Below are 14269 nucleotides of genomic sequence, written 5' to 3'. Positions count from 1 at the left end.
GTCGTGACGCGCCGCACTAGGGAACTGCTACATCGGTTAAAGCCTCACGTAGCTCTCTGGGTAGGCGAGTCTCGTACCCGTCGAGAATCGAGTCAAACTGGGGCAGTGTCCTTGGACCGATCGCGCACGTGGCAACCGGTTGTTGCGCCAGAGCCCACGATACCGAAACGGCGGCGGGCGAGATGCCTAGTCCCTCGGCCACTCGAGACACTGCTTCGATCACCCTCGATTGGTCAGCGCCAAGGTAGCCGCTGACCATCTCGCCAAGATGGGCCGATGCGGCCCGCGAGTCAGGTGGGGTTGAATGCCGATACTTCCCAGTGAGCGCACCTCCTGCTAGTGGCGCCAGCGCGATGAACCCAGCGCCCTGTTCTAGGCAGTGGGAGAGCAGTTGGGTTGTAGGTGTTGCTCGCAGCAGGGAAAGAGGGGAGGCAATGACGCGAACCGGCGCTGATGTTCCCGCAAGCAGGGCCGAGATACACCCGTAGTCCCAGGGGTCCATTCCTGCGAGTCCAACGTAAGTGACCCGGCCTGATTCGACAGCCGCAAGCAGTGTGTCGGCCACTTCTCTGTATGGGACACCCAGGCGAGGTCCATGGACCACCCATACATCAACGTTTCGCCGACCGAGGGCTGTCAAATCCGCATCCAGACTACGAAGTAAGGAGCGTCGGGAGCACGGAGCGGAGACAGTTGGCGCAACAGATCGAGTCTTTACCGAGGGCGTGGGATCGATCGAGTGAAGAACCATCAACGGATCCTTAAGTGGCCCGTCGGCAATGACAGTCGCGATGGTTTCGCCCCGCGTAGCTATCGCTTCCGGACGGTAGCTGGATGGGATGTCCAGCGTCGTTCCTCCGACCTCGGCAAAACGCGCGTAGATGTCTCGGGCCTCCTCAGGTTCCGTATCCCTACCCCATGTGAGCGTTCCGAGGGAAAGGGTCGAAAGGGCGAGACCACTTTGACCAAGCCTTCGAGTCTGCAAAATGACCCTCCTCCATCACCGAGACATTCGTTGCTTTGCTACCGGGTTGATTCTACGTTGGGACGAGACACAGTTGTGGCGCTCGGCTCAATCCAGATTTGTCACTACCTTCAATCGTCTTACCCCGATGTTGATCGAGGTAGGCTTTTGACTCATGGATTGGCTTGAAGCCCTGATTATGGGCCTGGTTCAGGGTTTGACCGAGTTCCTTCCGATTTCATCTTCGGCGCATCTGCGGTTTGTTGGTGAGTTGATCGGGGCGGGGGATCCGGGGGCAGGGTTCACGGCCATCACACAGATCGGCACCGAGACTGCTGTTCTGATCTACTTTCGAAGGGACATTGCGCGCATCATCAGCCGGTGGTGGCGATCTCTCCCGTTCTGGGCTCCCTCGAAGCGTCTGACCTCAAAGGATCCTGACGCTCGACTCGGTTGGATGATCATTGTGGGAACCCTTCCTATTGGGATTCTTGGAATCCTCTTGGAGGAGTGGATAGATACCAATTTCCGAAACCTCTGGATCACAGTGCTTATGCTTGTTGTCTTTGGGCTGTTGCTCGGCTGGGCCGACGCCGTCGGAAAGCGGGTAAACACTCTTGACAAGATGACGTGGGGCCAGGCCATCGGCTTCGGATTCGCACAGGCAATGGCCTTGATTCCAGGGGTCTCTCGCTCTGGTGGAACTATTACTGCCGGTCGACTGATGGGTTTTAAGCGCGAAGATGCTGCGCGCTATTCGTTCCTGCTTGCACTTCCAGCCGTCTATGCTTCCGGTTTTTACAAGCTTTTCAAGGCGGTTGGGGGCGAGGACCCCTCGGTTGGATTTATGCCGACGCTTCTGGCAACTGTGGTTGCCTTCGCGGTCGGTTACGTCGTGATCGTGTGGTTCTTGAGAATCGTCTCAACCTACTCATTCAAACCATTTGTGGTTTACCGACTGGCATTTGCCGCGCTCATCGCCGTGTTGTTACTAGCGCACGTGATCTCTCCGATGCCGATGCTTGGCTAGTGTCCCTTACCCCGCATCCGCTCAATCGGGATCCTGCTGGACCGTCAGGAGCCTGGCTCGACCTTCTTCGGGAAGGAGCGGCTGGTGACCTCCGAAAGCCGGACAGAGTTCCTGGAATGCACACCAGTCGCAGAGCTTGCTTTTCTTTGGCCTGAAACTGTCAGCCAGAGCATCCGACTTGATGCGCTCCCAAATGTCTTCGACCTCTTCTTCGAACCTCTCAATGTCGCGACGCTCGGGATCTAGAGTTAACACTTGTCCACTTCGCAGGTAAAGCAACTGCATCCTTGCCGGAAGACGCCAGGATTCGCGGAGCATTAGCGCGTAGAACCTCATCTGGAATAGCGCATCACCGGTAAACCGTGGACTGGGAGCCCGCCCCGTCTTGTAGTCGATTACTCGAAGCGCACCGTCCGGGGCTTCGTCAATCCGGTCAACGATTCCCCGAAGCAGAATGCCGTTGGAGAGACGAACGTCGATAAAGCGTTCCCGAGCGCGAGGCTGCAGGTTCTTAGGGTGTTCGATTGAGAAATATGAGTCGACCAGTTCCTCGGTATCTGCCTTAGCCACCTCTAGTTTGTCAGCATCCTCAAACAACTGTGCGGCCATTTCGTCGCGCTGTAGAGTCTTGCGCCACGCCTCGGGCAACAACTGCCGAGCGTGAGGCTCGTCCCTGATTTCTCTCGGTAGATCAAACAGTCGCTCAAGCACCTCGTGCACCACCGTTCCCTTGACCGCGGCCTCAGACGGTGGCTGGGGAAGAGAATCAATTACCTGAAACCGGAACTTGAGGGGGCATTGAAGGTACTCTTTAGCCCGCGATGCGGACAGTGCAGGTGATCGAGTTGCCATGACTAAAGACTACCGATGCCCTCCGACAACAAGGTCCCGCAAGAGGGGCCGGGCCGAGATCACAGCGGGGCCATGCACCGAGACCGATAAGCTTGAGCAGCCGAATTGACGTGAAAGACAGACGCGACGTTAGGAAGACTTCATGGAGCTGAACCCGACAAGCCGGGACTCGGAGTCGTCCTCGTCCAACGTTGCACTATTGGGTCAAGCCGGGCGCCGAGGCGCTCTCCGTGAGGGAGATCGAGTACAAATAACGGATCCAAAAGGAAAGATGCACACGGTCATCCTGGTTGACGGCGGACAGTTTCAGTCAAGCCGCGGAATCTTGCATCACGACGATGTGATCGGCAAACCCGATGGTCAGGTTGTCGACGCGGGAGATGGCCGAACCTTCCAGGTAATTCGTCCACTGCTCTCCGACTACGTTCTATCAATGCCGCGCGGGGCCGCGATCATTTATCCGAAGGACGCCGCCCAGATAGTCCAGGTCGGTGATATCTTCCCCGGGGCCCGAGTACTTGAGTCTGGCGTGGGCTCTGGGGCTCTTTCGTTGTCTCTTCTGTCTGCGGTTGGGGAGAGGGGAGAGCTAACGTCCGTCGAGCTTCGGGAAGACTTCGCCGATATTGCTGCGGCGAACGTAGATCTCTGGTTTGGTCGTCGTCACCCCGCTTGGGACCTGAGGGTTGAAGAACTGGGCGAGGCGATGTCTCAGATGGAAGACTCCTCGTTCGATCGAGTCGTGCTGGATCTGCTTGATCCCTGGACGTTCATTGATCAGGTGGCCCGAGTTCTTGAGCCCGGAGGAGTCTTCGTAAGCTACATAACCACTGTTCCTCAGATGTCACGCGTGGTCGAGGCGCTCAGGGAGTGCGGATCGTTCTCTGAACCACAAGCAATGGACTCTACGAACAGAACGTGGCATGTTCAGGGATTAGCGGTACGGCCCGACCATCGGATGATTGGCCACACCGGATACCTTGTGTCCGCGCGGCGAATGGCGCCCGGCAGCCGCACCCATGAGCTTGCAAGGCACCCGGCTCCTGCGGCCGAGGGGTCGACCGGAGGGTGGGAGCGAGACCAGGAATGGAGTGACGGTTCGCTGGGTCTGCGATCGACTTCGGACAAGAAGGTCAGGCGGGTTAGACGTGATCTTCAGGCTCGTACGGCCACTTGGCTTGATTCGAGTGAATCAGAAGACGGTGGGGAAGGGAAGTAGATTGACTGATACAGACACCTCGGTGCAGGTGAAGCTCGATGCCCTGGAGCAAAAGAACGCGAACCTGACTCGCGCGCTACTCTCCGCTCGGAGTCAACTCAGTGAATTACACAGCAAACTAGACAAGATTTCTGCACCTCCGGCACAGATTGCGACTTTCGTTTTTGCAGACGAGCGCAAGAATGAAGTTGAAGTACTACTGGGGAGCCGCCAGATGCGGATCGCGGCCGCCCCAGACTTTGACTTCGAGGGGGCGAGTCCTGGTCAACTGATTCGGGTGAACGAGGAATCGATTGCCGTTGAACCAATGGGATTCCCAAGTGATGGAACTGTTGCTTCCGTGGTTGAGGGGGTCGGAACTGACAGGGTCCTTGTCGGGATGGAGGGTGGCATAGAACGCGTCCTTAAACTTTCGGGCCCGCTACTTCACGGCAATGTCAAGCCCGGGGACACTGTTCTAGCTGATCTGCACTCCGGCTATGTCTATGAGAGAATCGTCCGTTCCTTTGTCGAGCAGCTTCTCACTCCCGAAATCCCGGATGTTTCATACGAGGACATTGGCGGCCTCGATTCTCAGATCGAGCAGGTGCGCGACGCTGTTGAACTCCCGTTCAAGCATCCTGAGCTCTATCGCGCGTATGGACTTCGTCCACCTCGAGGAATCCTGCTCTATGGCCCACCCGGATGCGGCAAGACTCTGATCGCGAAGGCGGTTGCCACCTCGCTTTCAGTACCTGATGTGGATCGCAAGGCATACTTCATCTCGATCAAGGGCCCGGAGCTTTTGAACAAGTACGTTGGCGAGACCGAACGGCACATCCGTGCCATATTCGCCCGAGCGAAGTCGCTCGCAGCATCAGACGTACCAGTCGTTGTATTTTTTGATGAGATGGAGGCCCTGTTCCGGACGCGCGGCAGTGGAATCTCCTCCGACGTTGAGACGATGATCGTTCCCCAGCTCCTGGCGGAAATGGACGGGCTGGAATCCATGGAAAACGTTGTCGTCATCGGCGCTTCGAACCGAGCCGACATGATCGACCCCGCAGTTTTGCGGCCGGGTCGCCTGGATGTGCGCGTTCGGATCGACAGGCCGACCAGAGAACAGGCCAGGGACATATTTGCTAAGCACCTAGACCGTGAGTTGCCAATTAAATCGGAGCAGATGAAGAGCGCGGGAAGCCATGAGGCTGCCATAGAACAGATGATTGAAGCCGCCCTCGATATGCTCTACTCCCGCGATGACGCTGCGGCGCTGTTTGACGTTAATCTGGTAGACGGAAGCAAGCATCGGGTCTACATTTCTGACCTTGTCTCGGGCGCGATGATCGCCGGGACGGTCGAACGGGCCAAGAAAATGGCTATCAAGGCAACGCTTGAGGGCGCACCGGGAGGACTCTCAACCCATGACATTTTGGAGGGCGTGGCCCAAGAGAGTCGTGAGTCAGCGGAACTGGCTGCGACAACCTCTCCAGACGAATGGGCGCGAACTGTAGGTATGCGAGGGATCGAGGTCGTTTCAGTTATCCCGCTCCACGCTGCGAGCAACAGCATATAGCGCAGGCAGAACGGAGAGATGGACGAGTGGAAGAAATAACGCAGGCCCCAAATACGCCAGATTCAGTGCGCGTCATGGGCACCGAGACCGAGTTCGGCGTTTATGACCCAAGTGATGTCTACGCCAATCCCATAGTTCTCTCGACTCTGGCCGTTGAGACATACGGCAACTGGTATCGCGGAGACCGGGCTGCCGTGGCATGGGATTATCGCGGTGAAGATCCACTAAATGACATTCGGGGAATGCGGTTGGATCGGGCGAACGCCGACCCTTCGATGCTGACTGATGATCCCTATCACCTGGCACCCTCTGGCGGAGTGGAGCGTCTTCCGCGTCCCGAGGAACGCGAGCAACGGCTATTGCGTCCAAGTTCCATAGTCCTTCTAAACGGCGGTCGTTTCTACGTGGACCACGCGCACCCCGAGTATTCCTCACCCGAGGTGTCCGATGCCCTTGAGGCCGTACTCTGGGATCGGGCCGGGGACGAGATCGCCCGTCGAGTGATGATGCTTCGTGAAGTTCAAGCACAACCTGGGCTGCCGGCCGACCTGGTGCTGGTCAAGAACAACGTCGACGGTAAGGGGGCGACGTACGGTTCTCACGAAAACTATCAGGTTCGACGCTCCGCGGATTTGGACGACCTGATTCGTTTTATGATTCCATTCCTGGTCACCCGCCCTGTGATCTGCGGAGCAGGACGAGTCGGGATAGGCCCAGCCTCCGAGACTGCCGGGTTCCAAATTTCTCAGCGAGCCGACTACGTTGAGAACGACATAGGGCTTGAGACGACCTTCAACCGACCGATTTTCAATACCCGCGACGAACCCCATGCGAATCACCACTACTGGCGACGCATCCACGTTATCGGCGGAGATGCAAACCAGTTTGACGTGTCTGTCCTGTTGCGTCTTGGTACCACCGCGCTGGTGCTACGGGCGATTGAGGGAGGCACCGGTCTTGAGTGGGACTCTTTGGACATGGCGGACCCGGTGCGAGCGGTGCGTGAGGTTTCACGCGACCTTGCCCTGACACACAGAATCCAGATGCGCGAGGGTGAGGGGAAGACAGCCCTCGAGATCCAACGTCGCTACCTCCAACTGGTAAAGCAATATTTCTCGGAAAATGACGAGGAACCCAGTGAATCAGAGAAGCTGGTGCTCGATACCTGGGACGATGTATTAACGCGGATGAGTCAAAACCTGTACTCGGTGGGAACAGAAGTCGAGTGGGTTGGAAAACTCGCCCTCTTTGAACGCCAAAAGCAGCGTTTGGGAGTCGACTGGTCTGATCCAAGGCTTGCCGCGCTCGACCTGCAGTGGGCGGATCTTCGACCGAGCCACTCGTTGATTAGCAGACTTGATCGCGCTGGACTGGTCAAACGCCTATTCTCGGAGCCGGAGGTTTCCGAGGCGGCAGATAACCCTCCCCAGACCACTCGTGCCGCGATCAGAGGTGCTGCAGCCAGAACTCGAGCGGATCTGGTCATGGGCTCTTGGACATCGTTGGTGTTTGATGAGGGAGAGCACGGAGGCGGCTACGCCCGCGTGCCGATCGCCGAGCCAGGGGCGTCCCGTCTGGGCTGAGACCCTTAGGATGCAAACTAGTAGCAGAATGACAAGTGTAGAGCCGAGGAGAATCAGGTGCCACAGATTCAACTAAGCGGCGGGGGAGGCCCCGACGATCAGAACGAGGACGAGTTTGGCGCGGGCCAAATTCAGGTTAATCCGCTGGATGCCCTGCTCGATGAGATTGACACAGTCCTTGAACAGAACGCCGAGGCGTTCGTCCAGGGATTTGTGCAAAAGGGTGGCCAATAGGTGCAACGGCGGATCTTTGGCATAGAAACCGAGTACGGAATTACCTGCTCGGACAGGGCTACTGGGCGCCCGGCGATGGAGGCCGAGGCGGCCGCACGCGAACTTTTTGCTTCCGCCCTTCGCCAGTCCCGATCTACAAACCTGTTCCTCCCAAACGGCGGACGCCTTTACCTCGATGTGGGAGCTCACCCGGAGTATGCCACTGCCGAGTGCGATCAACTTTGGGACCTTTTGGCGCAGATCAGAGCGGGAGCTCAGATCCTCGCTGACATGGCTCAAGAAGGCGATCAGAGACTATTGGCGGCGGGAACCGACGCGTCTATTCACCTGTTCGGCAATAACCAGGATTACGAGGGCAACTCGTACGGCTGTCACGAAAACTACATGCTGCGCCGCTCCCGGGACTTTAGGGACGTCGCGGATTCTCTGGTGGCTTTCTTTGTCACACGGCAAATAGTGGTTGGCGCAGGAGATCTTCGTCGCGGTGAGGATGGGGAGGTTCGCTACCTGATCTCCTCGCGAGCTGATCGGATGCAAGACGCGGTATCTGCAGCTACTACCCGGTCGCGGCCAATCATCAACACTAGGGACGAGCCTCTGGGGGATGCTTCCTCATACCGTCGACTACACGTGATCGTTGGCGACACCAACGTTGCGGAGCCAACCACGGCACTCAAGGTCGCTTCTGCGGACCTGGTTCTGGGTGCGGTAGAGCAGGGCGTTAACCTCTCGGACCTAGAGCTTGAAAATCCGATGACTTCGATCCGTGAGATTGCCGCCGACCTGGATGGTCAAGCCCTCTTGGAACTGAAGGACGGACGGAGAATGACCGCCGCCCAGATTCAAACGGAGATTCTGGAACGGGCACTGTCGAAGGCTGACGAGGTGTCGCTGAACGATCTCTACCGATACCTGATTGATCTGTGGCAAAGGGCGACCCACGCCTATGCGAGCGGGGACTGGTCAAGCATCGACACCGAGATTGACTACGCCATCAAGAAGAAGCTGATTGACGGCTACATCGCACGGTCGGGGGTTCCGCTGTCCGATTCAAGGATCACAAGGCTGATTCTTGCCTACCACGACATCACGGGTGCTGGTCTTGCACCTAAAATGGAGCAGTCGGGCCTGGTGCGGAGACTGACCTCGAATGAGCAGGTGATTACCGCAATGGAGAGCGCTCCCGCGACAACCAGGGCCTCACTTCGGGGCGGTGTGATTAGGGCTGCGCAGGATGCCAGAAGAGATCTCGGAGTTGACTGGGTGAACCTGAGGCTAGATGGTCGAGGACTTCAGATAGCGCTTCAAGACCCCTTTGCGACCGAGGATTCCAGGGTTGATGAGCTAATTTCGATCATTATGGATAGGAAGCAAGAGTCGTCTTCGGGAGTCTCGCTGGTATGAGTTCCCCCCAGTTTCCGACTCGGCGGTCCTTAGCCGAGGGTAAGAAAGCCGACCCGAAAGCACCGGTGCGACGACAGCCAGTAGAAGAACCTCCCCCCGTAACAACCCAAATCGCGGCAACCGGTAAACGATCGGCCACTCCCACCGTGTCGGTTCCCTGGTGGATTGAGTACTGGCAACCTTTGGTCCTGACGATCCTGATGGTGCTTGTGGCCGCAGGCGCACTGTTCGCAGCGCGGGCATACTCGGTCTCGCAGGAATGCCCGATCCTAGTTCAGGAGGGAATCCTCGACGAGGTGCAGGTCAGCGGACGACACGGTGCGACTCCTGTTGTTGAACTTTCCTCGCCCGCAGAGGTCGAAGGGGTTGAGTACAGGCAACAGCACTACGGCGACGGTCGTACAGTAGAGGAAAATACGCCGGTCCTTCTGTCCGTTTCCGCATTTGACGGCGCGACAGGGGAGAGTCTGCAGCCGCACGGACTTCCCTCTTTGGTGGTGGGCGCCGCGAATGATGAGGATCTTGGCGCCACAATGGCCGAGATAGTGATCGGATCCAAAGAGGGCTCAAGGTTTGTCGTTGGACGTGTGCTTTCAAACGGCAAGGTAGAAATCAACGTCGTCGATGTGCTTTACACCATTGCAAAGGGCAGTTCCGTGGATGCTCCAGGACCTCTCACGGTAGCAGTCTCAGATGCGGGCATTGCGATTACGCACGCGGCAGGAGAGGCCCCGAGTAACCTGACGACACAGGTGCTAATCCAGGGTGACGGTCCTCAGGTTCATGACGGCGACCAAATTGTCGCTCAGTACGTGTCGGTAAACTGGACTAACGGAGCGCAGGTTGCCTCGACCTGGGATCAGGGCGCGCCACGACTCATCAGTTTGGATGACACATACTTGGGTCTACGCGAGGCACTGGTCGATCAGCGCGTCGGAACGCGCCTTGCAATTGTGATCCCTCCCGACATGGCGAGTGGCGAGGACACGCTCTGCGTGGTGGTGGATATTCTCGGTGCGATGCCTGCAGTCGGAACTGACTCTAGGCAGAGCGAATAACCGGAGAGAAACTCCGGTAGACAGGGACAGGTGTGTGATGGTCTCTCTTTCTAAAGGGATCGCATCGCGACTTAAGCGTGATGCCAACGGACTGGTCTGTGCGGTGATCCAGGAAGACTCGACGGGCGAAGTGCTAATGGTCGGTTGGATGAACGATGAGGCATTGGCACGCACGTTGACTGAGAAGAGGGTGACCTTCTGGTCGCGCTCGAGGCAGGAGCTGTGGCGCAAAGGTGATACCTCTGGAAACATTCAGGAGCTACTGGCCGCACAAATTGACTGTGATGGAGATGCGTTGCTACTGAGAGTGAGGCAGACCGGAGGTGCATGCCACACAGGAACGCACACTTGCTTCGAAGCGGGGGGCGTCCTTCCGTTCCTCGGAACCGACGGCGTGGAATGTCCACCCGGACCTAGCATCAAGACGGGAGGTAGCGGCAATGACGGTTCTTGACGACATTATTGTGGGAGTTCGCGCAAAGCTGGCGGAGAGGGAGGCCGAGCTATCACTTGATCAGGTCAAGGAAATGGCCCTCGCCGCGCCGCCTGCCCTCGACGTTGTCTCGGCGCTTAAGGACGGTCCCGGCGCGGTTTCCATAATCGCCGAGATAAAGCGCTCCTCTCCATCCAAGGGAGCGCTCAGTGACATTCCCGATCCCGCTGCTCTGGCGCAGATATATGAGCAGGGCGGGGCAGCCATGATTTCGGTCTTGACCGAAGAACTTCGTTTCAACGGATCGCTAGATGACTTACGCGCTGTCCGCGCCGCTGTGGATATCCCAGTCTTGCGAAAAGACTTCATCGTCACGCCCTACCAAGTTCACGAAGCTCGAGCGAATGGAGCGGACGCGGTTTTGTTGATCGTGGCGGCCCTTGAACAACCGGCACTGGTGTCCCTGATCGAGCGCACCCGTTCGCTTGGTATGACTCCGTTGGTCGAGACTCACTCGCGTCTCGAGGTCTTCCATGCTTTGGACGCCGGAGCTGATGTCATCGGTGTTAATGCACGTAACCTCAAAGACCTAAGTGTTGATCCGCGAACTGTCGAGGAGACTCTTGACGCGATTCCAGCAGATGTTGTCGCAGTCGCAGAGTCAGGCGTAAAGTCCGGCAGGGACGTTCGAAGCTATGCTCTGGCGGGCGCGGACGCAGTGCTAGTCGGCGAAGCCCTGGTCACCGCGCGATCGCCGCTGGAACAGATTTCGGACATGGTCTCCGCAGGCTCCCACCCTTCGCTACTTACCGAACGCAAAGAACGAGTCCAGCGGGCTAGAGAAGAGGACTAATGCCTTCGACAGATCACTATTTCGGCTCTTTTGGTGGCCGATTCATGCCTGAGTCGCTTATGACCGCAGTGAATGATCTTGCCGAAGAGTGGCGCAGAACCTGGCCCGATCCGTCATTCCGGGCCGAGTTCGAGCATCTGCTAAAGGACTATGCTGGCAGGCCGTCCCTGCTTACCGAGATCCCCAAATTTGCCGAGGGCACTGGGACTCGAATGTTCCTTAAGCGTGAGGATCTGAACCATACGGGTTCGCACAAGATCAACAACGTGCTGGGGCAGGCGCTACTTACAAAACGAATCGGAAAAACCCGTGTTATCGCAGAGACTGGTGCGGGTCAGCACGGCGTCGCTACCGCTACTGCTGCCGCGTTGTTGGGATTGAACTGCACCATTTACATGGGTCTCGAAGACACGCGGCGCCAAGCCTTGAACGTGGCGCGGATGCAGATTCTTGGTGCAGAGGTCATTGCGGTAACCCAGGGATCGCAGACATTGAAGGACGCGATCAACGAGGCATTCCGCGACTGGGTCACAAATGTTGAAACCACCAATTATGTCTTCGGAACGGCAGCCGGTCCGCACCCATTCCCAGATATGGTGAGAGATTTACAGAGCGTTATCGGAAACGAAACCAAGGAACAGATAGTCAGGCAGGCTGGACGTCTCCCGGACGCCGTTTTCGCGTGCGTTGGGGGCGGGTCCAATGCAATTGGCATGTTTAGCGCTTTCGTTCCCGATGACCAGGTCGAGTTGATCGGGTGCGAGGCTGCCGGAGACGGAGTGGAAACTGGTCGGCATGCCGCATCGGTTGTTGCGGGCGAGGTAGGCATTCTTCACGGGGCGAAGACGTACGTGCTTCAAGAGCGTGACGGACAGACGAAGCCCTCGCACTCAATCTCTGCGGGTTTGGACTATCCGGCGGTCGGCCCTGAGCACGCGCATCTTGCGGAGATCGGACGGGCTCAGTACATTCCGATCACAGACACCGAGGCGATGGATGCCTTTATGCGTTTGTCTCGTAGCGAAGGGATTATCCCGGCGATTGAATCTGCGCACGCACTGGCCGGTGCTCTCAAATGGGCCTCTTCCCGCGATGACCAAGACAGCGAGCCGTTACTGGTCATCAACCTTTCAGGGCGCGGAGACAAGGATATGGAAACCGCGGCCGCGTGGTTTGGTGTCGGCGAGCCGAGTCTAGACCGAGTCGACCCCTCGGCAGAGGGTGGACGATCACGCGCTGAAGGAGCTGGTATGTGATGCGTAGTCGGGAAGCTATACAGGCTGCAAACAATGGGGGACGTGCGGCTCTCCTCGGATATCTTCCACTTGGTTACCCCAGTGTTGACAAGTCGATCGAGGCATCAAAAGTGCTGGTTGACAACGGCGTGGACATTATCGAGTTGGGCTTTCCCTACTCAGACCCGGGCATGGACGGTCCAGTGATTCAGGCCGCCACCACTGAGGCACTGGCGCGAGGCACGCATATTGAGGATCTCTTCGCCGCAACCCAGGAACTGACGGACTACGGGGCGTGCGTGGTTTCAATGACCTACTGGAATCCCGTCTTTTGGTACGGAGTCGAGAAATTCTCACGGGACTTCGCAAACGCCGGCGGAAGCGGGCTAATAACCCCGGATCTTCCCCCGGATGAGGCGGGCGAATGGACCGCCGCTTCGGATCAGTACGGCCTTGAGAGGATCTTCCTTTCCGCCCCCTCGTCAAATGAGGAGCGGCTAAAGAAGATCGGTGCTGCCTCGAACGGGTGGGTCTATGCAGCCTCAACCATGGGAGTCACCGGTGCGAGAAGCGCGGTTGATAGCGCAGCTCGTGGTCTGGTTTCACGCTGTCGAGACGCCGGGTGCGATCCGGTGTGTGTTGGGCTGGGGGTTTCGAATGGTCAGCAAGCCTCCCAGATCGCATCGTTCGCCGATGGTGTTATCGTTGGCTCCGCGCTTGTGAGGCCGCTCCTCGAGCTACCGTGGGACGAAGCCCTATCTGATATTGCGAGGCGCTCAAAGGACCTTAGAAGTGGCGTCCAGAAAAGAGGAGTGAGCAGTTGTTAGCGACAGCAATCCCGTCTCCGTCGGTCAGTGCCATTTGGATCGGGCCCGTTCGCATCACCGTCTATGGCGTCCTGATTGTTACGGCTATCGCCCTCGCGGCCTGGATAACGTGGGATCGTTACAAGAAGCGAGGTGGGGCGGGGGATGTCGCTCTCGATGTGTATCTGTGGGCAATTCCCTTTGGCCTGATCGGCGCCCGTTTCTACCACGTCATCACCCACCCGAGTGACTACTTCGGCCCAGGAATGGATCCGCTTGCGGTATTCAAGACCTGGGAGGGGGGTATGGCGATCTTTGGTGCCATTGGGTTCGGTGCCCTCGGGGCCTTGATCGGGCTGCGTAGAGCCGGTCAGCGGATCGGGCCTTTCGCCGACTCTATTGCTCCCGCGCTGTTGATAGCTCAGGCACTCGGACGGATCGGCAACTACTTCAATCAAGAGCTTTTCGGAGGCCCAACCGATCTACCGTGGGGTCTAGAGATTAAGGACTCGATTCTTGAGTCTTTTGGATTGCCCGCAGGCACACTGGTTCAACCAATCTTTCTCTACGAGATTATTTGGAACCTGTGTATGGCCGGACTTCTGTTGCTGATTGACAAGAAGGTACAGGTCAAATCTGGTCAGCTAATGGCGCTCTACCTTGTTGCATACGGGACGGGTCGCGTCATTATGGAAACAATGCGTTTGGATACTCCCGACCGAATCCTCGGGTTGCGCGTCAATATGTTCACCGCGATTTGCGTCGTGTTGCTGGGTCTGATCGTCTTCTATATCTGTGGTCGCGTCGGTGCCTCAACTAGGGTGACTCCAGAGGAAATAGCGCGATATAAGGCGATTGTTGCGCGACGTGAAGGAAAGACAATAGAGGACTCCGGTTCCGAATCCATCAGTAGTGATATTTCGGACGAGTCGGTGGGTGATGCTGATTCCTCGGCTGAGCCGCAGTTAGACTCGGCCGAGTCTGAATCTTGAAATGTTGGACTGGAGCTAGAGACCAAAGTCTCGACCACGCGTCGATCTGGGAGT

The 14269-nt window shown here is 57.5% G+C and carries 14 protein-coding genes; 12 read left to right on the top strand and 2 right to left on the bottom strand.

Features of this window, described 5'->3' with window-relative positions; translation table 11 throughout:
* Nucleotides 1-16 precede the first annotated feature (16 nt).
* Entirely contained in the window at nucleotides 17-985 is a 969-nt protein-coding gene (locus U6G28_09780) for an aldo/keto reductase (GenBank protein WRS29800.1), read from the bottom strand.
* Nucleotides 986-1139: 154 nt separating this feature from the next.
* On the opposite strand from U6G28_09780, the gene U6G28_09775 reads away from it, so the two are divergent.
* The gene (locus tag U6G28_09775; protein ID WRS29799.1) at nucleotides 1140-1994 is read left to right on the top strand and encodes an undecaprenyl-diphosphate phosphatase; all 855 of its coding nucleotides are present in this window, start codon (nucleotides 1140-1142) and stop codon (nucleotides 1992-1994) included.
* 21 nt (nucleotides 1995-2015) lie between these two features.
* Here U6G28_09775 and U6G28_09770 read toward each other — a convergent pair whose 3' ends face one another.
* On the bottom strand, nucleotides 2016-2846 hold the full coding sequence (locus tag U6G28_09770) for a PD-(D/E)XK nuclease family protein (protein WRS29798.1): 831 nt from the start codon (nucleotides 2844-2846) through the stop codon (nucleotides 2016-2018).
* Nucleotides 2847-2988: 142 nt separating this feature from the next.
* Here U6G28_09770 and U6G28_09765 point away from each other — a divergent pair, with 142 nt between their 5' ends.
* From U6G28_09765 to lgt, 11 genes are all read left to right on the top strand, one after another.
* Entirely contained in the window at nucleotides 2989-4062 is a 1074-nt protein-coding gene (locus U6G28_09765) for a tRNA (adenine-N1)-methyltransferase (protein WRS29797.1), read from the top strand.
* 1 nt (nucleotide 4063) lies between these two features.
* Nucleotides 4064-5617 (top strand): proteasome ATPase, encoded by a 1554-nt coding sequence (gene arc / locus U6G28_09760; GenBank protein ID WRS29796.1) that lies wholly within the window; start codon nucleotides 4064-4066, stop codon nucleotides 5615-5617.
* Nucleotides 5618-5691: 74 nt separating this feature from the next.
* Nucleotides 5692-7200 (top strand): depupylase/deamidase Dop, encoded by a 1509-nt coding sequence (gene dop, locus U6G28_09755; GenBank protein WRS31229.1) that lies wholly within the window; start codon nucleotides 5692-5694, stop codon nucleotides 7198-7200.
* A gap of 57 nt (nucleotides 7201-7257) precedes the next feature.
* Nucleotides 7258-7434: a ubiquitin-like protein Pup gene (locus U6G28_09750; GenBank protein ID WRS29795.1), complete on the top strand. Its 177-nt coding sequence runs from the start codon at nucleotides 7258-7260 to the stop codon at nucleotides 7432-7434.
* Nucleotides 7435-8838 (top strand): proteasome accessory factor PafA2 family protein, encoded by a 1404-nt coding sequence (locus U6G28_09745; GenBank protein WRS29794.1) that lies wholly within the window; start codon nucleotides 7435-7437, stop codon nucleotides 8836-8838.
* A complete protein-coding gene (locus U6G28_09740; GenBank protein WRS29793.1) occupies nucleotides 8835-9896 on the top strand; it encodes an FKBP-type peptidyl-prolyl cis-trans isomerase in 1062 nt (353 codons plus the stop codon). Before U6G28_09745 ends, U6G28_09740 begins: the two co-directional genes overlap by 4 nt.
* Nucleotides 9897-9933: 37 nt before the next feature.
* Entirely contained in the window at nucleotides 9934-10350 is a 417-nt protein-coding gene (hisI, locus tag U6G28_09735) for a phosphoribosyl-AMP cyclohydrolase (protein ID WRS29792.1), read from the top strand.
* On the top strand, nucleotides 10337-11182 hold the full coding sequence (gene trpC, locus U6G28_09730; protein ID WRS29791.1) for an indole-3-glycerol phosphate synthase TrpC: 846 nt from the start codon (nucleotides 10337-10339) through the stop codon (nucleotides 11180-11182). The genes hisI and trpC overlap by 14 nt, the downstream gene beginning before the upstream one ends.
* Nucleotides 11182-12438, top strand: a complete 1257-nt coding sequence (gene trpB / locus U6G28_09725; protein WRS29790.1) for a tryptophan synthase subunit beta — start codon at nucleotides 11182-11184, stop codon at nucleotides 12436-12438. Before trpC ends, trpB begins: the two co-directional genes overlap by 1 nt.
* Nucleotides 12438-13244: a tryptophan synthase subunit alpha gene (gene trpA / locus U6G28_09720; protein WRS29789.1), complete on the top strand. Its 807-nt coding sequence runs from the start codon at nucleotides 12438-12440 to the stop codon at nucleotides 13242-13244. The genes trpB and trpA overlap by 1 nt, the downstream gene beginning before the upstream one ends.
* Nucleotides 13238-14215 (top strand): prolipoprotein diacylglyceryl transferase, encoded by a 978-nt coding sequence (gene lgt, locus U6G28_09715; GenBank protein WRS29788.1) that lies wholly within the window; start codon nucleotides 13238-13240, stop codon nucleotides 14213-14215. The genes trpA and lgt overlap by 7 nt, the downstream gene beginning before the upstream one ends.
* Nucleotides 14216-14269 lie beyond the last annotated feature (54 nt).

Source organism: Actinomycetaceae bacterium MB13-C1-2 (assembly GCA_035621235.1).
Classification (GTDB): Bacteria; Actinomycetota; Actinomycetes; order Actinomycetales; family Actinomycetaceae; genus Scrofimicrobium.
The sequence above is the reverse complement of the archived record's forward strand: the minus strand, read 5'-3'. Positions and strand labels throughout refer to the sequence as shown.